We start from the raw sequence: 19288 nt of genomic DNA on the forward strand, positions 1-19288 counted from the left end.
ATCCGCCCTGGCCAGGGATCAATTCCCGCAGTACGGACATTTATCGCACCCAACTCATGCGAAAGGCCTCGCCCATGGGCATTCGGAGCTTGCTGCGCAAGGTGTTCGGCCGCACGGAGCAGGACGAGCCGACCACGGCCACCGTCCCGCCCCAGGCCGAGCGCACCCAGCCCACGGAGGCGGAGACGGAGACCGCCGCTTCGGCGGCCGAGCCCGCGAAGGCCTCGGTACCGGCCCCGGCCTCCTCCTCGGACCGGTCCCCCGGTACCGAGCACGACAGCGGACAGGCGTCGGACCTGGTGGCGGCGGCCTTCGACAAGGCGGCCACGAGCTCGGCGGCCACCGCGCCCGCGCCCAGGGTCCCGGCCCAAGGATCGGACCCGGAGGCGAAGCCGGCTGCGGACGCCGAGAAGGACGCCGCCGTTGAGAAGGACGCCGCCGCGGAGAACACCGCCGAGGCCGAGCCGGCAGCCCCGGCACCGATCAGGATCGACCTCGGCCCGGAACCGGAAGCGGAGGCCGGGACGGCACCCGTCACGGCACCTGCTGTAACGCCGGAGCCGGCCGAGGCCAAGAGCGAGGTGGCGGAGCCGACGGCCCCGGCCGAGGCCGCCACGGAGGCGGACACCGCACCTGACACGGCGTCATCTGCGGTCGAGGAGAACGCGGCTGCTGAGGCCCCCGTTGCCGAGGCGCCTGCCGACGAGGCGAAGGCGGAAGCGGCTTCCGAGCCGGCAGCCGACGACGAGGCAGCTTCCCGGAAGCCCGCCGCCGCCGAGCCGATTACCGGGGCAGCGCCCGAGAAGCCCGCACCCGCCGCCGAGGCCGCCCCGGCCGCCGAGCCGGAGGTTGAGACCGCACCGGTGGCCGAGGCCGCACCCGCCGCCGAACCGAAGGCGGAGGCGGCTCCCGGGACGGACGCAGTCGAGGAGTCCTCCTCCGCCGATGCGCCTGCCGCCGAGGCGAGGGCGCTGGGGGCGCGGATTCAGGCGGTTCCGGAAGACGTGGCCGAGGCGAGGGAAGCAGAAGCCAAGGCAAAGGCGGAAGCACAGGCGAAGGCAGAAGCGGAAGCCGAGCTGCCCGCACCCGCCCTGAAGGCCGAAGCGGTGGCCGAGCCCACCGTCGCGGTCACCGTCACCCCGCCCGTCGCCGAGGACGCGCCGAAGACGACACCCGCCCCGGAGACGGCGCCCGCCGCCGAACCCGAGAAGGCCGCCGCGCCGAAGGCCGAGCCCGCCGCCGAACCGAAGGCGGAGGCCGCATCTGCCGCCCCGGAGGCCGACACCGCGCCCGCCGCCGAGCAGAAGGCCGAGCCGGTCGCCGCGACCGCAGTCGGCACCGCCCCCGAGACCAAGGCCGCCGCACCCGCCGGCAAGCCCGCCGTCGCCCTTGCGCGGGTCAAGGCGTCGGCACCCGCGCTCGTCGACCCGTACAAGGCCGCGCAGGCCGGGCTCAAGGCCCACGGGCTGACCGGGCTGCGGGCCACCGTGTATCTGGTGCTCGACCGGTCCGGGTCGATGCGGCCGTTCTACAAGGACGGCAGCGCACAGCACCTGGGTGACCGCACCCTGGCGCTCGCCGCGCACCTGGACGCGAACGCCACCGTGCCCGTCGTCTTCTTCTCGACCGACATCGACGGCACCGGGGCGATCGACCTCGCAGCCCACGAGGGCCGGATCGACGAGCTGCACGCGGGCCTCGGCCGCCTGGGCCGTACGAACTACCACCGTGCGGTCGAGGAGATCGTCGCCCACTACGAGAAGTCCGGTGCCACCGGCCCGGCGCTGGTGATCTTCCAGACGGACGGTGCCCCGGACGCCAAGGTGGCGGCCAAGCAGGCCCTGGCGGACGCGGCACGGCTGCCGCTGTTCTTCCAGTTCGTCGCATTCGGCGACGAGGACGCGAAGGGCTTCGACTTCCTGCGCAGGCTGGACGTCGAGAACGCCGGCTTCTTCCACGCCGGCCCCGCCCCGCGCGAGGTGCCCGACGCCACGTTCTACCGGGAGGCGCTCGCCGGCCTGCCCGCCTGGGCCGCCGCCCGCGGAGTCCTCACGGAGGACTGATCCACCGGCAGCCGTACGGTCACGGCGAGCCCGCCCTCCGGGCCGGGTACCGCCGTGACCGTACCGCCGTGGGCCAACGCGATGGACCGGACGATCGACAGTCCGAGCCCCGAGCCCTGCCCCATCCGGTCCCGCCCTTCCCCCCGCCGGAACGGCTGGAAGAATCCCGCGATGTCCCCCTCGGCGACCACCGGTCCCGTGTTGCGGACCGCCAGGGCCCCGTCCACGGACAGCGACACCTCCACCCGGCCGCCGGGCACGTTGTACCGCACCGCGTTGGACAGGAGATTCGCCACCAGCTGCGCGAGCAGCTGCCGGTTCCCCTGTACGACGCACGGCTCCGCCTCGACCGTGACCACCAGGCGCGGCGCCGCCGCCCGCTCCGTCGCCGCCAGGGGCCGCGCGGCCTCCTCCGCCACCACCTGCTCCAGGTCGACCTCCGCGCGCTCGCTCTTCGCCAGCCCCCGTTCGCTGCGCGCCAGCACCAGCAGCCCCTCGATGAGCCGCTCGCTGCGCCGGTTGTTGTCCAGCAGCGTCTGCCGGGTCCGCACGAGGTCCTCCGGTGACGGGTCGTCGAGACCCACCTGGATCGCCGCCCGCTGGGTGGCCAGCGGGGTCCGCAGCTCGTGCGAGGCGTTGGCGATGAACCGCCGCTGGCTGTCGAAGGCCTTCTCCAGCCGTGCCAGCAGCGCGTCGAGCGTCTCCCCCAGCTCCTTCAGCTCGTCGTCGGGGCCGCTGGACGCGATCCGCTCGTGCAGGGTGTGCTCGGAGAGCCTCCGCGCTTTCGCCGTCATCGCGTGGACGGGCCTCAGCACCCGCCCGGCGGTCCACCAGCCGACCCCGACGGCGCACCCCGTCATGACGAGCAGCGCGGCGGCCGACCAGTACAGGAGCTCCCGGCTCGCGGCGTCGCTGACGTCGTCGGTGAGGTCGTAGACCGTGGGCGGGCCGAGGCGGCCACGCGCGTGCAGGGGCCCGTTGACCGCGAACCCGGGCTGGGCGACGGCGGCGGACGTGGCGATGGCGCGCGCCTGCGAGTCCGTGCCGGCGCGCGACGCCAGATTGACCGTGGCGAGCAGCGCCGTACCGAGGACCAGGAAGACCCCGCCGTAGACGAGGGCGATCCGCGTCCGGATCGTCGAGTGCCTGACCTGCGCGGCCCCCGTCGCCCGCACCAGCCGCAGCAGCCGGCTCACAGGGCGTACCCGACGCCCTGCACGGTACGGATCAGCGCCGGCTCCCCCAGCTTGGCGCGCAGCTTGCTCATGCAGACGCGGACGGCGCCCGTGAAGGGGTCGGCGTTGGCGTCCCAGGCCCGCTCCAGCAGCTCTTCCGCGCTGACCGTGCCGCCGTCGGCCTCCAGCAGCAGCTGCAGCACGGTGAACTCCTTCGGCGACAGACCCAGGTCACGCCCGTCCCGGGTGGCGGCCCGCCGCACACTGTCGAGCCGGATGCCGTGTCTCTCCAGCTGGGGCGGCACGGGCCTGGCGCTGCGCCGCCGCAGGGCGCGCACCCGGGACACCAGCTCAGGGAATTCGAAGGGCTTGCTCACGTAGTCGTCGGCGCCGAGGTCGAGCCCCTCGACCCGGTCCTCCATGGTCCCGGAGGCGGTGAGCATCAGGATCCTGGTGCGCGACCCCGCGGACACGAGCCGGCGGGCCACGTCGTCGCCGTGCACCCGGGGAAGATCACGGTCCAGGACCACGACGTCGTAGTCGTGCAGCCCGAGATAGGCGAGCGCCGCGTCCCCGCTGTACACGGTGTCGACGGCGAATCCCGCCCGCCGCAGACCGGTCGCCACCAGCTCCGCCAGAATCTCCTCGTCCTCGGCGACCAGTACCCGCATCGTGTTGTCCCCTGCCTCGTGCACGCGTGTCCACTCCTCCCAGGATGCGTCTTTGGTACGGGAAAGGATGTTTCGCAAAGCTCTCCTCGGCCGGGGCCGCCGTTATCGATGTGAGTGGATCTCCCACGGACCGTTAGGATTTCGACCATGGCGGCCACTGGATCCGAGAAGCAGGGGGCGACGGCGTACTACGTCTCGACCCCCATCTACTACGTCAACGACGCTCCTCACCTGGGCCACGCCTACACGACCGTCGCAGGCGACGTGCTCACCCGCTGGCACCGCCAGCGCGGCGAGAAGGTGTGGTACCTCACCGGCACGGACGAGCACGGTCAGAAGATCATGCGCACGGCCGAGGCGAACGACGTCACGCCCCAGGCCTGGTGCGACAAGCTCGTCGAGGAGGCGTGGAAGCCCCTCTGGGAGCATCTGAACATCGCGAACGACGACTTCATCCGGACGACGGAGAAGCGGCACACGGACCGTGTGCAGGAGTTCGTGCAGGATTTGTACGACAAGGACCAGATCTACAAGGGCGGGTACGAAGGCCCGTACTGCGTGGGCTGCGAGGAGTACAAACTCCCCGGTGACCTGATCGAGGCCGAGGACGGCACGAAGCTGTGCCCGATCCACAAGAAGCCGGTGGAGCTCCTCAAGGAGGAGAACTACTTCTTCAAGCTGAGCGAGTACGGCCCGAAGCTCATGGAGTTCTACGCGGCCAACCCGGACTTCATCCAGCCCGAGTCCGCCCGCAACGAGATCGTGAACTTCGTCAAGCAGGGTCTCCAGGACCTGTCGATCTCGCGCTCCACCTTCGACTGGGGCGTCCCGGTCCCCTGGGACCCGAAGCACGTCATCTACGTGTGGATCGACGCCCTGCTGAACTACGCGTCAGCGGTCGGCTACGGCGCCAACCAGGAGAAGTTCGACGGCACCTTCCCGGCGAACGTGCACCTGATCGGCAAGGACATCCTGCGCTTCCACTCGGTCATCTGGCCGGCCATGCTGATGGCGCAGGGGCTGCCGCTGCCCGGCAAGGTCGTCGCCAACGGCTGGCTGATGGTCGGCGGCGAGAAGATGTCCAAGTCGAACCTGACGGGCATCAAGCCGCAGGACCTGACCTCGCACTTCGGCGTGGACGCGTACCGCTGGTACTTCCTGCGGGCCATCGCGTACGGCAGCGACGGCTCGTTCTCCTGGGAGGACTTCAGCGCCCGCTACACCTCCGAGCTCGCCAACGACTACGGCAACCTCGCCTCGCGCGTCGCGGCCATGGTCGGCAAGTACTTCGAGGGCGCGCTCCCGGAGGCCACTGCGGCCGGTGACGCCGAGCGAGCGGTCCAGGAGGGCCTGGCCGAGGCAGTCGCCACCGCCGATCGGAAGATCGGCGAGGAGCTGGACTTCCAGGGCGGCATCCTGGCGATCTTCGACTTCGTGAAGCAGGTCAACGGCTACATCACCGAGCAGGAGCCCTGGAAGGTCGCCAAGGACACGTCGCCGGAGGGCCAGGCCCGGCTCGCGACCATCCTGTACACGGCGGCCGAGTCACTGCGCGGTGTCGCGGTCCTGCTGAACGCCGTGATGCCGGAGACCTCGCAGAAGCTGTGGGACTCCCTGGGCGCCGACGCCGCCCTGGGTGCCCTGGCCGACCAGCGGGTCCAGGACGCCGGCCAGTGGGGCCGGCTGCCCGCGGGCGCGACGGTGACGAAGGGCGCGGTGCTGTTCCCGCGTCTGGAGGAGAAGCCCGCGTAGTCGACGTACGCAGCGAAGGAGCCCGGGTCCCGCACACATGGGGACCCGGGCTCCTTCACGTGCTCCACGTGCGGACCCCGACGCACCTTCCGCGTTTCACCGCGCCAGCGACGCGGCGTCCCCCATCACGATCACGGGGTTCTTCGCGGGGTCCAGGGTGAGCAGCAGCTCCCGCATCCGGTCCTCGGTCAGCGAGACGCAGCCCTGCGTGGGCCCGTCGTGGTCCACGTGGATCCAGATGCCGCCGCCCCGCTCCTCGCCGAGCGGCCGGGTGCGGTCCAGGGGGCTGGTGCCCGGGGCGCGGTTGTAGTTGATGGCCACGACATAGTCGAAGGAGCCTTCGAGGGGCTCCCCCAGGAAGCCCTCGCCGCTCACCGCGAAGCGGGACTCTTCGTCGTACGGCAGCAGCGCGCCCGGGTCGGGCAGCCGGCCGCCCGCGTCGGTGAGCCCGAAGACCCCGACGGGAGACCGGAGGTCGCCCGCGACATGGTGGTCCGTCCAGCCCTCCATGCCGTTGTGCGCGGGCCACGGCCCCGCCCAAGGTCTCCAGCCGAGCGCGGGGTCGTCGAGGCTGTGGAGCACGACCGAGGAGCGGTTGGAATCGGGCCCCTGGCCCGTCACCACCACGGCCTGCCGGGCCGTGGGCGGGATCTGCGCCAGAGTCAGCGGACCCAGCGCCGGGATCTCCGCGGGGCGACGCAAGGGCTCCACGGGGCGGGACTGCGCGGCCGAGGCCCCAGGGCCCGCCGCACCGCGCGGCGCAGCGGGGTCGGAAGTCTGCACCGCCCCTGCGGAACAGCTGATGACCAGCAGGAACAGGACGACGAGCATGACGTACGGGCGACGCTGGACGGACACGGTGCGGTACTCCTCGGTGGGGGGCGGACGGGCTTCTCCCGTGCCGGTCTTTGCCGGGGCCGTCGGCACCGAACCGGAACCGGGACCTTCCGGGTGTACCCGCTTCGTGTACCCGAGGTCCGGAAGTTCCGCACGGTCCACCCGTACGCAGGCAAGGGGCCCGGAACCGTCGCGGTTCCGGGCCCTTCACCGGGGATCGCCGAGGGCAGGTGCCCCGGCCCTTCCCCGGAGGCGCGCCGATCGTCTCCTAGAGGCCGGTGCCGTCGTGGGTCTCGTCGGGGTCGACGCCCATCGTGATCGAGCCGACCACCCCACGCGCCATCTTCCCCCTGCGGTAGGAGAGTTCCAGCAGTCCGCCCGTCACACCGCTCCGGTCGTAGATGGTGTCCTCGGTCAGGGTCGTGCGGGTGGTGGTATTCGTCGAGTACGGCTTCTCCTTCGCGGAGTCGAGTACCGCCGACTCGGCGAAGAAGAACTGGCCTGTGTGGCAGGTGTGTCCGCCCTCGTACCCGGCGTCGGTCATCTTCCCGCCGACGTGGACCTTGGTGTGGATGTGCACGGCACGGCCCTGGTACCAGCCCGGGAAGACCGTCCTGAACTCCACGTACCCGTGCTGGTCGGTGAGCTGTGTGCCCCGCAGGTAGCGCTCGTCGTCGGTGGGCTCGCTGTGCCCGCCGCCGCCACCGCCCGGACCTCCGGAGGGAGGTGTCCCGGTGGGGGTTCCGGTCGGCGCGTCGGTCGGCAGGTCCGTGGGGGCGCCGCTCGGCGGGGTGCCTCCGCCGGGGCCGCCCTGGCTCATGCTCTCGTAGCCGGAGTAGATCCCCAGTGCGTCGCAGTGCCAGATGTCGACGGCCGCCTTCTTCAGCGGCTTGCAGGTGTCGGAGTCGATCACCTTCAGCCGGAGGGTCATCGGGATGCCCTCCTTGTCCTCGGTGATGTCCTTCCTGATCTTGTCCGCGTCGATGTAGTACGGGCCCTCGGTGGTCTCCGAGGTCAGGCGGTAGCACGTCTCCCCCTGACCGGCCGTCGTGCCGGAGGCGGCGCTCTCCTCCTCGCCCGCCGAGGCGGTGGCGACGACCCCGGCGCCGACTCCTGCGGCGGCGACGACCGCCCCGCCGGCGAGGATCACCCTGCGTCGGGTCAGGTTCTTCTTGTGCGCGGGTCCCTGGTTCTCTGTCATGAGCCGGGAGACCAGGCAGCCCCGCTGGCAGGAGCATGGGAGTCAGCTGTGCGTGCCTGTGCGCCTGCCGTGACCGCTTGGAACACCGCGAGCGCCGGGGTGTCGGGGTGTCAGGAGCGCCGGGGTGTCGGGGTACCGGGGTGCCGGAAAGGAACAGTCCCCGGCCGACGGCCGGGGACTGTTTCACGTGGAACCGAAGCGGAACCGCTGACGCCTACTTCGCGCCGGTGTCCCGCGCGACCGAGTCCTTGGCCTCGGCCTTGTCCTTCGCCGCCGCGACAGGCTTGCGGAGCTGGATGTTCAGCTCACGCAGACGGGTCTCGTCCAGCTCGCTCGGGGCGCCCATCATCAGGTCCTGGGCGTTGCCGTTGAGCGGGAAGGCGATCGTCTCGCGGATGTTGGGCTCGTCGGCGAGCAGCATCACGATGCGGTCGACGCCCGGGGCGATGCCACCGTGCGGCGGGGCGCCGAGGCGGAACGCGCGCAGCATGCCCGCGAACTCACGCTCGACGGTCTCCGCCTCGTAACCGGCGATCGCGAAGGCCTTCAGCATGACCTCGGGCTCGTGGTTACGGATGGCGCCGGAGGACAGCTCGATGCCGTTGCAGACGATGTCGTACTGCCACGCCAGGATGTCGAGCGGGTCCTTCTCCTCCAGGTCCCGCATGCCGCCCTGGGGCATGGAGAACGGGTTGTGCGAGAAGTCGATCTTGCCGGTGTCCTCGTCCTTCTCGTACATCGGGAAGTCGACGATCCAGCAGAAGCGGAAGACGCCCTCCTCGAAGTGGCCGGCGCGCTTGGCGGCCTCGACACGGACGGCGGACATGATCTTGGAGACCTCGTCGAACTCGCCCGCGCCGAAGAAGACCGCGTGGCCGGGGACGAGGGACAGCCGCTCGGTGAGCGTCTTGACGTCCGTCTCGGTGAGGAACTTCGCGATCGGTCCGGCCAGTGCGCCGTCCTCTCCGACACGGACCCAGGCGAGGCCCTTGGCCCCGTGCTCGACGGCGTACTCACCGAGGCCGTCGAAGAACTTGCGGGACTGGCCCGCGGTGTCCGGCACCGGCAGGGCGCGGACGTGCTTGCCGGCGAACGCCTTGAACCCGGAGTCGGCGAACACGTCGGAGATGTCGACGAGTTCCAGCTTTGCCCGGAGGTCCGGCTTGTCGTTGCCGTACTTCAGCATCGACTCGCGGAACGGGATGCGCGGGAAGGGCGAGGTGACCTCGCGGCCGTTGCCGAACTCGGTGAAGAGCTCGGTCATCAGCTTCTCGATCGGCTGGAAGACGTCCTCCTGCTCGACGAAGGACATCTCGACGTCGAGCTGGTAGAACTCGCCCGGCGAGCGGTCGGCGCGTGCGTCCTCGTCGCGGAAGCACGGCGCGATCTGGAAGTAGCGGTCGAAGCCGGAGATCATCAGCAGCTGCTTGAACTGCTGCGGCGCCTGCGGAAGGGCGTAGAACTTGCCCGGGTTCAGGCGGGACGGGACCACGAAGTCGCGGGCGCCCTCGGGGGACGTCGCGGCCAGGATCGGGGTCGCCATCTCGTTGAAACCGAGGGCCACCATCTTGGAGCGGATGGAGGCGATGACGGACGAGCGCAGCATGATGTTGCGGTGCATCCGCTCACGGCGCAGGTCGAGGAAGCGGTACTCCAGGCGCCGCTCCTCGTTGACGCCGTCCTCGGCGTTGATCGTGAAGGGCAGCGGGGCGGCCTCGCCCAGCACCTCGACCTCGGTGACCTCGATCTCGATCTCGCCGGTCGGGAGCTCCGGGTTGACGTTGTCGGCGCCGCGCGCGGAGACCTTGCCGTCGATCCGGACGACGGTCTCCTTGGTCAGCTTCGACAGGGCCTCGTTGCCGGGGGTACCGGGGCGGGCCACGAGCTGCACCAGACCGTAGTGGTCACGCAGATCGATGAAGAGGATGCCGCCCAGGTCTCGGCGATTGTGCAGCCAGCCGCTCAGCCGGACGTCGGTGCCGACGTCAGAGGCGCGGAGCTCGCCGCAGGTGTGGGACCTGTACCGATGCATCGTCGTTCATCCAGTCTTCGCGGTTCGGGGTCGATTGACACCCCAGGCTACCGCCCATGGACGCACCGCTTCATTGGCATTGTCGCCGCGCGGCCGTCCGGGACGCGCCCGACGGCCTCCGGCGCTCGGCTGCCGTGCGGCCGTCCCTCGGTGGCGACCGCGAAGAACATCTTCCTAAAGTGGGGCAATGCGCACCGAGGAGATCCTGGCTGCGATCGGGACCGGCCTGTGGAGCTGGGACAGCTCATCAAACACGGTCACGCTCGACGCCGAGGCGGCACGACTGGTGGGACTGCCCGCCGAGTCCACTGTCCGCCCCGGCGAGGAGGTGCGCCCCCGCTTCCACCCGGCCGACTGGAACGAGATCGACGGCATCGTGAACTTCGCGATCGCCGAGGGCACGGTGGCCGAGGCCAGGATGCGCATCGTGGACGGGAACGGATCGGTCGTACGCACGGTGCGCAGCCGTTCCAAGCCGGTCGCGCTGGACACTCCCGGCCGCCATACGTACGTGCTGATGGGCATTCTCCAGGAGGTCGCCCCGCCCCCGGAGGCAACCGCGGCGCAGACCCCGCTCACGGGTGACTGGCGGCGGTCGCGCGAGGCGTTCCTGCTGGACGCGGGGCGGGCGCTGGCCGAGGCCGTGTCCACCGAGGAGGTCCTGCGGGTCGCCGGCTCGCTCTCCATGCCCGGCTTCTCGCCGGACGGACTGGCCGTCTTCGGCGTCTCGGGCGAGCGGCTCACGGTCATCGGGCACCACGGGCACAACGTCGGCGACGAGAAACCGTTCACCGACATGCCCCTGCAGACCGACTATCCGGCCGCCGAGGTCGTGCGGACCGGCCAGGCGATCTACCTCGCGTCCCCCGAGGAGTACCGGCGGCGCTTCCCGGCCACCTGGCCCCTCGCGAAGGAGTTCGGACGCCAGTCCTGGGCCTTTCTGCCGCTCATCTCGTCCGGGCACACCATGGGCGCCTGGATGGCCGGCTTCCGGCACAACGTGGCCTTCTCGCCGGACGAACGCTCCGTCCTTTCGACAGTGGCCAGGATGCTGGCACAGGCGCTGACCCGCGCCGGGGCGGCCGAGAACGAGCGCGAGCTGTCGCTCGGCCTCCAGAGGGCCATGAGACCGTCCCTGGGCCCCGGCGTCCCCGGGCTGACGGTGGCGGCGCGTTACATCCCGACGGGCGGCGGGCTCCAGGTCGGTGGCGACTGGTACGACATGATCCCGCTCCCGAACGGCCGTATCGCCCTCGTGATCGGTGACGTGCAGGGCCACGACGTGCGGGCGGCGGGGCTGATGGGCCAGCTGCGGATCGCCCTGCGCGCTTACGCCTCCGAGGGGCACCGCCCCGATGCCGTGCTCTCCCGGGCCTCACGCTTCCTGTCCGGGCTGACGGAGACGTACGACCTCGCCGAAGGCGAGGACGGTTCGGACGCGACGCGCTTCGCGACCTGCCTGTACGCGGAGGCCGACCCCGAGGCCGGGACCCTCGACATCGCCCGGGCCGGCCACCCGGACCCGGTGGTGATCAGCGTCGACGGCACCGCGGTGATCCGGCAGACCGCCGGAGGGATGCCCCTGGGCGTCGAGAAGGACGCCGACTACCCGACGACGCGCGTCGTCCTGGGGCCCGGCGAGACGATCATGCTGTGCACGGACGGCCTCATCGAGACCGGCGGACACGACATGGCCACCGGATGGACCAGGCTCAGGCCGGTCCTGGAGAAGCCCGTCGAGGACCTGGAGGAGCTCGCGGACGCCCTCGTACAAGCCGTGCACGGGCCGAGCTCGCACTACACGACCGGGCCGCTGGTGGACCGGCGGGAGGACGACATCGCGGTCCTCGTGATGCGGCGCGAGGGAGCGCGGACGCGCAGGCCCCTGGGCCGCCGCTCGGCCATGACCATCGCCCAGGCGGAGCCCGAGCAGGTCGCCGCCGCCCGTCAGCAGTTGCGGGAGCTCCTGCACGACTGGGCGGACGTGGAACAGGTCGACTCCGCCGAGCTCATGGTCTCCGAGATGGCCACGAACGTTCTCGTCCACACGGACGGGGACGCGCTGCTCCTTGCCGAGGTCACGGGCCGTCGGGGCGAGCGGCGGCTGCGCGTCGAGGTGGCCGACGCCAGCGACGAGCTGCCGCACAAGCGGCGGCCCGGGGAGATGGCGTCCAGCGGCCGCGGGCTGGTGCTGATGGAGATGCTCGCCGACGCCTGGGGAGTGGACCCGAGGGGCGAGGGGAAGTCGATCTGGTTCGAACTGTACGAGTCGGCGGAACCGGCGGAGCTGAGCACCACCGGGTCATGATCCGTCGGGCACCGCGCTTCCCCCGCCAGCGGCCTCGTAGCCCTTGCGCAGCTCGCCGATCACCCCGAACGCCGCCGCGCACAGCGGCACAGCCAGCAGCATGCCCAGCAGCCCCGCGACACTGGCGCCCGCGGTGAGGGCGATCATGATCATGGCGGGGTGCATCTGGACCGTGCGGCTCTGGATGACGGGCTGGAGCACGTGCCCCTCCAGCACCTGCACGGCGAGCACCACTCCCAGTGCCCAGAACGCGATCACGATGCCCCGGTCCGCGAGCGCGACGAGCACGGCGACGGCACCGGAGATGAATGCCCCGAGATACGGGATGTAGGCGCCGACGAAGACCAGCGCCCCCAGTCCCACCGCCCCCGGCACCCGCAGGATCAGCAGGCCCACCGTGATGCACAGGGCGTCGATCAGGGCGATGAAGGTGGTGCCGCGCATGAACCCCTCGACGGCTTCGAAGGCCCTGCGCCCCATGGCCTCCACCAGGTCGCCGGTCCCGCGCGGGGCGATCGTGTGGGCCAGGCGGACCGCACGGTCGGAGTCGCGCAGGAAGAAGAACGTCAGCAGCAGGGCGAGGACCGCGGTGGTCACGAGCGAACCGATGACGCTGATCCCCGTGAGCAGTCCGCCCGCCGCGCTCGCCCCGAACTTCCCGATGAGGTTCTTGGCGTTGTCCGCCAGGTCGTCCACATCGGCGACACCCTCGATGTCGAAGTGGTCGATGACCCACTGCGCGGTGTCCTTCAGCGAGGCCACGATCTGGTCGCCGGTGTCCACGAGGGCGGTCACGACGATGTATCCGGCGCCACCGCCCACCGCGACGAGCGCGGCGCAGGTGAGTCCGGCCGCGACCGATCTGTTCACCTTGTGCGCGGTCAGCCAGCGGTGGACGGGGCCGAGCAGCGCCGTGCCGAGCAACGCCAGCAGGACCGGGGTGACCGCGGTCTTGAGCACCACCACCAGCCAGACGGCCACGGCCGCGACGCCGGCGACCAGGAGCAGGACGCCGCACCAGGCGGCCGTCCGCCGCGCGACATCGGGCAGGAGTGGCTTGCGGTTAGGCACCCTCCCACCCGATCACGGGCCGGGAGTGGTGTCCCTTCCGCACGGGCGTACGGGTGACGGTCCGTCACCCGTACGTCCGGCCGGGCACCGCGGGCGCCCGGAGCGGTGATACCGCCGCGAAGAGCCAGGAGGGGTCACATGCCGTGCACGGCCGGGACCTTGCCGAGCCGGCCGGCCTGGAAGTCCTCGAAGGCCTGCTTGAGCTCGTCCTGGGTGTTCATCACGAACGGCCCGTAATGCGCCATGGGCTCACGGATCGGACGCCCGCCGAGCAGCACGACCTCCAGGTCCGGCGTGTTGCCGTCCTGCGACTCGTCGGCGCGGACGGTCAGCGAGGACCCCTTGCCGAAGACCGCGGTCTGCCCGGTGTGGACGGGACGGCGCTCCGCGCCGACGCTGCCGCGCCCGGCGAGGACGTACGCGAGGCCGTTGAACTCCTCACGCCAGGGCAGCGTCACCTCGGCACCCGGCCGGACCGTCGCGTGGACCATGGTGATCGGGGTGTGCGTGATGCCCGGGCCCTCGTGACCGTCGAGTTCACCGGCGATGACGCGGAGCAGCGCGCCACCGTCCGGGGAGGCGAGGAGCTGGACCTGGCCACCGCGGATGTCCTGGTAGCGGGGCGCCATCATCTTGTCGGCCTTGGGCAGGTTCACCCAGAGCTGGAGGCCGTGGAAGAGGCCACCGGACATGACGAGGGCCTCAGGCGGCGTCTCGATGTGCAGGAGGCCGCTGCCCGCGGTCATCCACTGGGTGTCGCCGTTCTCGATGGAGCCTCCGCCACCGTGGCTGTCCTGGTGGATGAAGCTCCCGTCGATGATGTACGTGACGGTCTCGAAGCCGCGGTGCGGGTGCCAGGGAGTCCCCTTCGGCTCACCTGCGGCGTACTCCACCTCACCCATCTGGTCCATCATGATGAACGGGTCGAGGTGCCGGTAGTTGATCCCGGCGAAGGCGCGCCGCACCGGGAACCCCTCGCCTTCGAAACCGCTCGGCGCGGTGGTGACGGTCAGCACGGGACGGGACACGGCGTCGGCCTGGGCCGCGACCTTCGGCAGGGTCAACGGGTTTTCGACGGTCACTGCGGGCATGGGAGCCACCTCCGGGAGTCTTCTGCGTCCAATTTAGTTGAACAGTGAACATCTTGCAAGACGGTCCCCATTCCCGCCGCCACACGGCAACGAGGGCCCGCACCGGAACGGTGCGGGCCCTCGGATCACCCCGGAAGGCCGGGGACGTCTCTCAGCCGTCTGCGAGGCGAAGGCGGCTAGCCGTACATGCGGCGCATGGCGAAGTCCACCATCTGCTCCACCGCCTTGGCGTCGAAGACCATGCGGTGGTCACCCTCCATGTCGAGGACGAAGCCGTAGCCGGTGGGCAGCAGATCGATCACCTCGGCGCCGGTGATCACGAAGTACTTGGACTCCTTGCCCGCGTAGCTCCGGAGCTCCTTGAGCGTGGTGAACATGGGGATCACCGGCTGCTGGGTGTTGTGGAGGGCCAGGAAGCCGGGATTGTCACCGCGCGGGCAGTAGACCTTCGCCGTGGCGAAGATCTGCTGGAAGTCCTCCGCGGACAGCGAACCGGTCGTGAAGGCCCGTACCGCGTCGGCCAGGGACGGCGGCGAGGGCTCGGGGTACAACGGCTGCTCGCCGTAGCCGCCGCCCATCTGCTGCTGTGCACCCGGGTTCTGGTCGTAGCCATACATGCCGCAAAGAGTAATCGGACACATCTGCGCCTTGAGGGGTTGCGCCTTATTACTGACGGGTAGCATCATCGTGGGGGTCAGCTGATGTACCCACGCCAGGCCGTCCGTCGCCCGACCCTCACTCCTCCCCGGGGCGCTGCGCGCCACTGCTATTGATTACGGAGCCTTCCCATGGGGCACTACAAGTCGAATCTCCGCGACATCGAGTTCAACCTCTTCGAGGTCCTCGGGCGCGACAAGCTGTACGGCACCGGTCCGTTCGCGGAGATGGACGTCGACACCGCGAAGAGCATCCTCGACGAGGTCACCCGCCTCGCGGAGAACGAGCTCGCCGACTCGTACGCCGACGCCGACCGCAACCCGCCGGTCTTCGACCCCGCGACGAACACGGCGCCCGTCCCGGCCTCCTTCAAGAAGTCCTACCAGGCCTTCATGGACTCCGAGTACTGGCGTCTCGGCCTGCCCGAGGAGATCGGCGGCACGACCTCCCCGCGCTCCCTGATCTGGGGTTACGCGGAGCTCCTGCTCGGCTCCAACCCGGCGGTCTGGATGTACTCCTCCGGCCCCGCGTTCGCCGGCATCCTCTTCGACGAGGGCAACGAGGCGCAGAAGAAGGTCGCCGAGATCGCCGTCGAGAAGCAGTGGGGCTCGACGATGGTGCTGACCGAGCCCGACGCGGGTTCGGACGTAGGCGCCGGCCGTACGAAGGCCGTCGAGCAGGAGGACGGCTCCTGGCACATCGAGGGTGTGAAGCGCTTCATCACCTCGGGCGAGCACGACATGTCCGAGAACATCCTCCACTACGTCCTGGCACGCCCCGAGGGCGCCGGCCCGGGCACCAAGGGGCTCTCCCTCTTCCTGGTCCCGAAGTTCCACTTCGACTGGACCACCGGCGAGCTCGGTGCGCGCAACGGCGTGTACGCGACGAACGTCGAGCACAAGATGGGCCTCAAGGCGTCGAACACCTGCGAGATGACCTTCGGCGACCAGCACCCCGCCAAGGGCTGGCTCATCGGTGACAAGCACGACGGCATCCGCCAGATGTTCCGCATCATCGAGTTCGCCCGCATGATGGTCGGCACGAAGGCCATCGCGGCCCTGTCCGCGGGTTACCTCAACGCGCTCGAGTACGCCAAGGAGCGCGTCCAGGGCACCGACCTGTCGCAGTTCATGGACAAGACGGCCCCCAAGGTCACCATCACGCACCACCCCGACGTGCGCCGCTCCCTCATGACGCAGAAGGCTTACGCCGAGGGCATGCGCTCCCTGGTGCTGTACACCGCGTCCGTCCAGGACGCGATCCAGGTGAAGGAAGCCGCGGGCGAGGACTCCAAGGCGCTCAACGGCCTCAACGACCTGCTGCTCCCGATCGTGAAGGGCTACGGCTCCGAGAAGTCCTACGAGCAGCTCGCACAGTCGCTCCAGACGTTCGGCGGCTCCGGGTACCTCCAGGAGTACCCGGTCGAGCAGTACATCCGTGACGCCAAGATCGACACCCTGTACGAGGGCACGACGGCGATCCAGGGCCAGGACTTCTTCTTCCGGAAGATCGTCCGCGACCAGGGCGCCTCGCTGAACGCCCTCTCCGAGGAGATCAAGAAGTTCCTCGCGGGTGCCCAGGGCAACGAGGAGCTGTCCGGTTCGCTGGACAACCTCGCCAAGGCCGCGGTGGACCTGGAGGCGATCGTCGGCACGATGATCACCGACCTCACCGCGACCGGTGAGGACGTCAAGAACATCTACAAGGTGGGCCTCAACACCACCCGCCTCCTGATGGCCTCCGGCGACGTCGTCGTCGGCTACCTGCTGCTCAAGGGCGCGGTCGTGGCCTCCGAGAAGCTGCGCAACGCCTCCGCCAAGGACGCCGCCTTCTACCAGGGCAAGATCGCCGCGGCGAAGTTCTTCGCCGCGAACGTCCTGCCCGGCGTCTCCGGCGAGCGGGCACTGGCCGAGGCCGTCGACAACTCGCTGATGGAGCTGGACGAGGCCGCGTTCTAGGACTCCTCACGCTCTTCGCACAGAGCTCTTCGCACAGAAGTGGAGACGGCCCGCCCCCCTCAGGGGGCGGGCCGTCCCTATGATCACGGGTGGATTCCGAGGGGGGACACGTCCATGGGTGCGAGGACGGCCGGGACACGGTGGGCAGCGGCGGCAGGAACGGCCGCGCTGCTGCTGACGGGCTGCGGAGGGGGCGCGGAGGACGAGGCGACGGCACTGGACAGGGCTCAGGTCGCCTCGGTGCTGCCGGACGAGGACGGGCTCGCGGGCTGGGACTCCACGGAGGACTCCTCGGTCGCCCCCATGGACGACGTGGCCCGGCGCAACTTCTGCGCGTCCGCGGGCAACAGGTGCGAGAGATCTCTGTTCCTCGGGTCCGCCTCGTTCATGCGCGAGGACGAGCAGTCGAGGGCCGCTTCTGGATGGTCGCCTACGAGGACGAGAAGGCCGCCGAGGCCGCTTACGACGTCCTGTGGAAGAACACCGCGCGCACCGCGGGCAGGGACGACGCCGACCTGGGCCCGGTGGGCGCGCGGCGGGACGCCGTGGGGGGCCCGATCGGCTACGACGGCGCTTACGGCGTCACCGGGCAGATCCGGGTGGGCGCGGCGCTGCTCTGGGTCTCCTCGGACGCCCGGAGCGAGAAGAAGCTCGACAAGACGCTGGTCAAGGACCTCGCCGCACTGTTCTCCGACCGCGCGCAGCAGGCACAGAACGGTGAGGAACCGTCCGCCGCGCTCTGAGCCCGGGGGCAAGGCGATGCTTTCCGGACGATGACGCGGGCGACGGCCGTCCGCCGTGAACCCGCCGGGGCGGCCGTCGTTACAGTGAGGAACATGAGCTCTCCCCTCCGCTTCGACCGCGGGCACACCGACGATCTGATGGCCTTCCTGATGGCCTCCCCCTCCCCGTACCACGCCGTGGCCACGGCGGCCGCGCGGCTGGAGAAGGCCGGATTCCGGCAGGTCGAGGAGACGGACGCGTGGGACGGCTCCACCGGCGGGAAGTACGTCCTGCGGGGCGGCGCGATCATTGCCTGGTACGTGCCGGAGGGCGCCGGCCCCCACACCCCGTTCCGGATCGTGGGGGCCCACACCGACTCCCCGAACCTGCGGGTCAAGCCGCTGCCCGACACGGGGGCGTACGGCTGGCGCCAGATCGCCGTGGAGATCTACGGCGGGACGCTCCTGAACACCTGGCTCGACCGGGATCTCGGTCTGGCCGGCCGCCTCTCGCTGCGCGACGGCACGCACCGGCTGGTCGACATCGACCGGCCCCTGCTGCGCGTCCCCCAGCTGGCCGTGCACCTGGACCGGTCCGCCAACCCCGACGGCCTCAAGCTCGACCGCCAGAAGCACATGCAGCCGATCTGGGGACTCGGTGAGGTCGAGGAGGGTGACCTCATCCGCTTCGTCGCGGAGGAGGCGGGCGTCGATCCCGCCGAGGTCACCGGCTGGGACCTCATGCCGCACCCCGTCGAGCCGCCCGCCTACCTCGGCCGGGACCGTGAGCTGCTCGCCGGGCCGCGCATGGACAACCTGCTCTCGGTGCACGCCGCCACGGCCGCGCTGGCCGCCGTGGCCGGCCGGCCGGACGACCAGCTCCCGTACATCCCCGTGCTGGCCGCCTTCGACCACGAGGAGAACGGCTCCCAGTCCGACACGGGCGCGGACGGCCCGCTGCTCGGCACCGTGATGGAGCGCTCCGTGTTCGCCCGCGGCGGTTCGTACGAGGACCGCGCCCGGGCCTTCGCCGGGACCGTGTGCCTCTCGTCGGACACCGGCCACGCCGTCCACCCCAACTACGCCGAGCGGCACGACCCGACGCACCACCCGGTGGCCAACGGCGGGCCGATCCTCAAGGTCAACGTCAACATGCGCTACGCCACCGACGGCGGCGGCCGGGCCGTGTTCGCCGCGGCCTGCGAGAAGGCGGGCGTGCCGTGGCAGACGTTCGTCTCCAACAACGCGATGCCGTGCGGCACGACGATCGGCCCGATCACCGCGGCCCGGCACGGCATCCGGACGGTCGACATCGGTGTGGCGATCCTGTCGATGCACAGCGCGCGCGAACTCTGCGGTGCCGACGACCCGTATCTGCTGGCCAACGCACTCGCGGCGTTCCTCGCGGGCTGATCCCTCCGCCGCCCGACCGCCTCCTCGGACATGGTTGTCGCCGGGCCGGGTACGCGACCCGTACACCGGCCCGGAGTCACCGGGCCGTCGAGGAGGCGGAAATCATGGGACTCGGAGGATGCATTCTCCTGATCGGTGGCGGGGCGATTCTGGCGTTCGCCACCGACTGGGAGATGGACACCGTCAATGTCGACCTGGTCGGCTGGATCATGATGCTCGTCGGCCTCATCGGGGTCTTCGTCTACGCGAGCATCGCGCGTCGCCGCCGCATGATCATGCCGCCCACCACCACCGTCGTGACGGAGGACGAGCGCCGCTACCAGTGATCTGACGGGCG

16 protein-coding genes are annotated in these 19288 nt (G+C 70.6%); 7 read left to right on the forward strand and 9 right to left on the reverse strand.

Features of this window, described 5'->3' with window-relative positions:
• The first annotated feature begins 74 nt into the window (after window positions 1-74).
• Window positions 75-2063, forward strand: coding sequence for a VWA domain-containing protein (locus tag HED23_RS34315; protein ID WP_203187195.1), 1989 nt, complete (start codon window positions 75-77; stop codon window positions 2061-2063).
• Here the strand turns inward: HED23_RS34315 and HED23_RS34320 are convergent.
• Together HED23_RS34320 and HED23_RS34325 are read right to left on the reverse strand one after the other, a co-directional pair.
• The gene (locus tag HED23_RS34320; RefSeq protein WP_203187196.1) at window positions 1997-3259 is read right to left on the reverse strand and encodes a sensor histidine kinase; all 1263 of its coding nucleotides are present in this window, start codon (window positions 3257-3259) and stop codon (window positions 1997-1999) included. The genes HED23_RS34315 and HED23_RS34320 overlap by 67 nt on opposite strands.
• Window positions 3256-3909, reverse strand: a complete 654-nt coding sequence (locus HED23_RS34325) for a response regulator transcription factor (RefSeq protein ID WP_203187759.1) — start codon at window positions 3907-3909, stop codon at window positions 3256-3258. The genes HED23_RS34320 and HED23_RS34325 overlap by 4 nt, the downstream gene beginning before the upstream one ends.
• A gap of 147 nt (window positions 3910-4056) precedes the next feature.
• Between HED23_RS34325 and metG the strand changes: the two genes are divergently transcribed.
• On the forward strand, window positions 4057-5661 hold the full coding sequence (gene metG, locus HED23_RS34330; protein WP_203187197.1) for a methionine--tRNA ligase: 1605 nt from the start codon (window positions 4057-4059) through the stop codon (window positions 5659-5661).
• A gap of 96 nt (window positions 5662-5757) precedes the next feature.
• On the opposite strand, the gene HED23_RS34335 is transcribed toward metG, so the two are convergent.
• The 3 genes from HED23_RS34335 to aspS form a co-directional block, all read right to left on the reverse strand.
• On the reverse strand, window positions 5758-6519 hold the full coding sequence (locus tag HED23_RS34335; RefSeq protein ID WP_203187198.1) for a hypothetical protein: 762 nt from the start codon (window positions 6517-6519) through the stop codon (window positions 5758-5760).
• Between the two features lie 247 nt (window positions 6520-6766).
• Window positions 6767-7699: an intradiol ring-cleavage dioxygenase gene (locus tag HED23_RS34340; RefSeq protein WP_203187199.1), complete on the reverse strand. Its 933-nt coding sequence runs from the start codon at window positions 7697-7699 to the stop codon at window positions 6767-6769.
• Between the two features lie 214 nt (window positions 7700-7913).
• Window positions 7914-9731: an aspartate--tRNA ligase gene (gene aspS, locus HED23_RS34345; protein WP_203187200.1), complete on the reverse strand. Its 1818-nt coding sequence runs from the start codon at window positions 9729-9731 to the stop codon at window positions 7914-7916.
• 187 nt (window positions 9732-9918) lie between these two features.
• On the opposite strand from aspS, the gene HED23_RS34350 reads away from it, so the two are divergent.
• The gene (locus tag HED23_RS34350) at window positions 9919-12039 is read left to right on the forward strand and encodes an ATP-binding SpoIIE family protein phosphatase (protein WP_203187201.1); all 2121 of its coding nucleotides are present in this window, start codon (window positions 9919-9921) and stop codon (window positions 12037-12039) included.
• On the opposite strand, the gene HED23_RS34355 is transcribed toward HED23_RS34350, so the two are convergent.
• The 3 genes from HED23_RS34355 to HED23_RS34365 all read right to left on the reverse strand — a co-directional run bounded on the left by HED23_RS34355 (window position 12034) and on the right by HED23_RS34365 (window position 14818).
• On the reverse strand, window positions 12034-13110 hold the full coding sequence (locus HED23_RS34355) for an AI-2E family transporter (protein WP_203187202.1): 1077 nt from the start codon (window positions 13108-13110) through the stop codon (window positions 12034-12036). The genes HED23_RS34350 and HED23_RS34355 overlap by 6 nt on opposite strands.
• A 134-nt stretch (window positions 13111-13244) precedes the next feature.
• Entirely contained in the window at window positions 13245-14201 is a 957-nt protein-coding gene (locus HED23_RS34360) for a pirin family protein (RefSeq protein ID WP_203187203.1), read from the reverse strand.
• Window positions 14202-14377: 176 nt separating this feature from the next.
• Entirely contained in the window at window positions 14378-14818 is a 441-nt protein-coding gene (locus tag HED23_RS34365; RefSeq protein ID WP_073750539.1) for an SseB family protein, read from the reverse strand.
• A 171-nt stretch (window positions 14819-14989) separates the two neighbouring features.
• On the opposite strand from HED23_RS34365, the gene HED23_RS34370 reads away from it, so the two are divergent.
• On the forward strand, window positions 14990-16816 hold the full coding sequence (locus HED23_RS34370; protein WP_203187204.1) for an acyl-CoA dehydrogenase: 1827 nt from the start codon (window positions 14990-14992) through the stop codon (window positions 16814-16816).
• A gap of 227 nt (window positions 16817-17043) precedes the next feature.
• Here the strand turns inward: HED23_RS34370 and HED23_RS34375 are convergent, their stop codons facing one another.
• A complete protein-coding gene (locus HED23_RS34375) occupies window positions 17044-17205 on the reverse strand; it encodes a hypothetical protein (protein WP_203187205.1) in 162 nt (53 codons plus the stop codon).
• A gap of 33 nt (window positions 17206-17238) precedes the next feature.
• Between HED23_RS34375 and HED23_RS34380 the strand changes: the two genes are divergently transcribed.
• The 3 genes from HED23_RS34380 to HED23_RS34390 all read left to right on the forward strand — a co-directional run bounded on the left by HED23_RS34380 (window position 17239) and on the right by HED23_RS34390 (window position 19277).
• On the forward strand, window positions 17239-17559 hold the full coding sequence (locus HED23_RS34380) for a hypothetical protein (RefSeq protein WP_203187206.1): 321 nt from the start codon (window positions 17239-17241) through the stop codon (window positions 17557-17559).
• A 93-nt stretch (window positions 17560-17652) separates the two neighbouring features.
• Complete coding sequence (locus tag HED23_RS34385; RefSeq protein ID WP_203187207.1) at window positions 17653-18951, forward strand: M18 family aminopeptidase; 1299 nt, start codon at window positions 17653-17655, stop codon at window positions 18949-18951.
• Between the two features lie 104 nt (window positions 18952-19055).
• The gene (locus HED23_RS34390; RefSeq protein ID WP_203187208.1) at window positions 19056-19277 is read left to right on the forward strand and encodes a DUF6458 family protein; all 222 of its coding nucleotides are present in this window, start codon (window positions 19056-19058) and stop codon (window positions 19275-19277) included.
• Window positions 19278-19288: the final 11 nt, after the last annotated feature.

This window comes from Streptomyces pratensis (genome assembly GCF_016804005.1).
Taxonomy (GTDB): domain Bacteria; phylum Actinomycetota; class Actinomycetes; order Streptomycetales; family Streptomycetaceae; genus Streptomyces; species Streptomyces pratensis_A.

Bases quoted from the DNA above. Each gene is read 5' to 3' on its own strand.
- HED23_RS34315 (WP_203187195.1), top strand. From the start codon at position 75: ATGGGCATTCGGAGCTTGCTGCGCAAGGTGTTCGGCCGCACGGAGCAG.
- HED23_RS34325 (WP_203187759.1), bottom strand. From the start codon at position 3,909: ATGCGGGTACTGGTCGCCGAGGACGAGGAGATTCTGGCGGAGCTGGTG.
- metG (WP_203187197.1), top strand. From the start codon at position 4,057: ATGGCGGCCACTGGATCCGAGAAGCAGGGGGCGACGGCGTACTACGTC.
- HED23_RS34340 (WP_203187199.1), bottom strand. From the start codon at position 7,699: ATGACAGAGAACCAGGGACCCGCGCACAAGAAGAACCTGACCCGACGC.
- aspS (WP_203187200.1), bottom strand. From the start codon at position 9,731: ATGCATCGGTACAGGTCCCACACCTGCGGCGAGCTCCGCGCCTCTGAC.
- HED23_RS34350 (WP_203187201.1), top strand. From the start codon at position 9,919: ATGCGCACCGAGGAGATCCTGGCTGCGATCGGGACCGGCCTGTGGAGC.
- HED23_RS34360 (WP_203187203.1), bottom strand. From the start codon at position 14,201: ATGCCCGCAGTGACCGTCGAAAACCCGTTGACCCTGCCGAAGGTCGCG.
- HED23_RS34365 (WP_073750539.1), bottom strand. From the start codon at position 14,818: ATGTATGGCTACGACCAGAACCCGGGTGCACAGCAGCAGATGGGCGGC.
- HED23_RS34370 (WP_203187204.1), top strand. From the start codon at position 14,990: ATGGGGCACTACAAGTCGAATCTCCGCGACATCGAGTTCAACCTCTTC.
- HED23_RS34375 (WP_203187205.1), bottom strand. From the start codon at position 17,205: ATGAACGAGGCGGACCCGAGGAACAGAGATCTCTCGCACCTGTTGCCC.
- HED23_RS34380 (WP_203187206.1), top strand. From the start codon at position 17,239: ATGGTCGCCTACGAGGACGAGAAGGCCGCCGAGGCCGCTTACGACGTC.
- HED23_RS34385 (WP_203187207.1), top strand. From the start codon at position 17,653: ATGAGCTCTCCCCTCCGCTTCGACCGCGGGCACACCGACGATCTGATG.
- HED23_RS34390 (WP_203187208.1), top strand. From the start codon at position 19,056: ATGGGACTCGGAGGATGCATTCTCCTGATCGGTGGCGGGGCGATTCTG.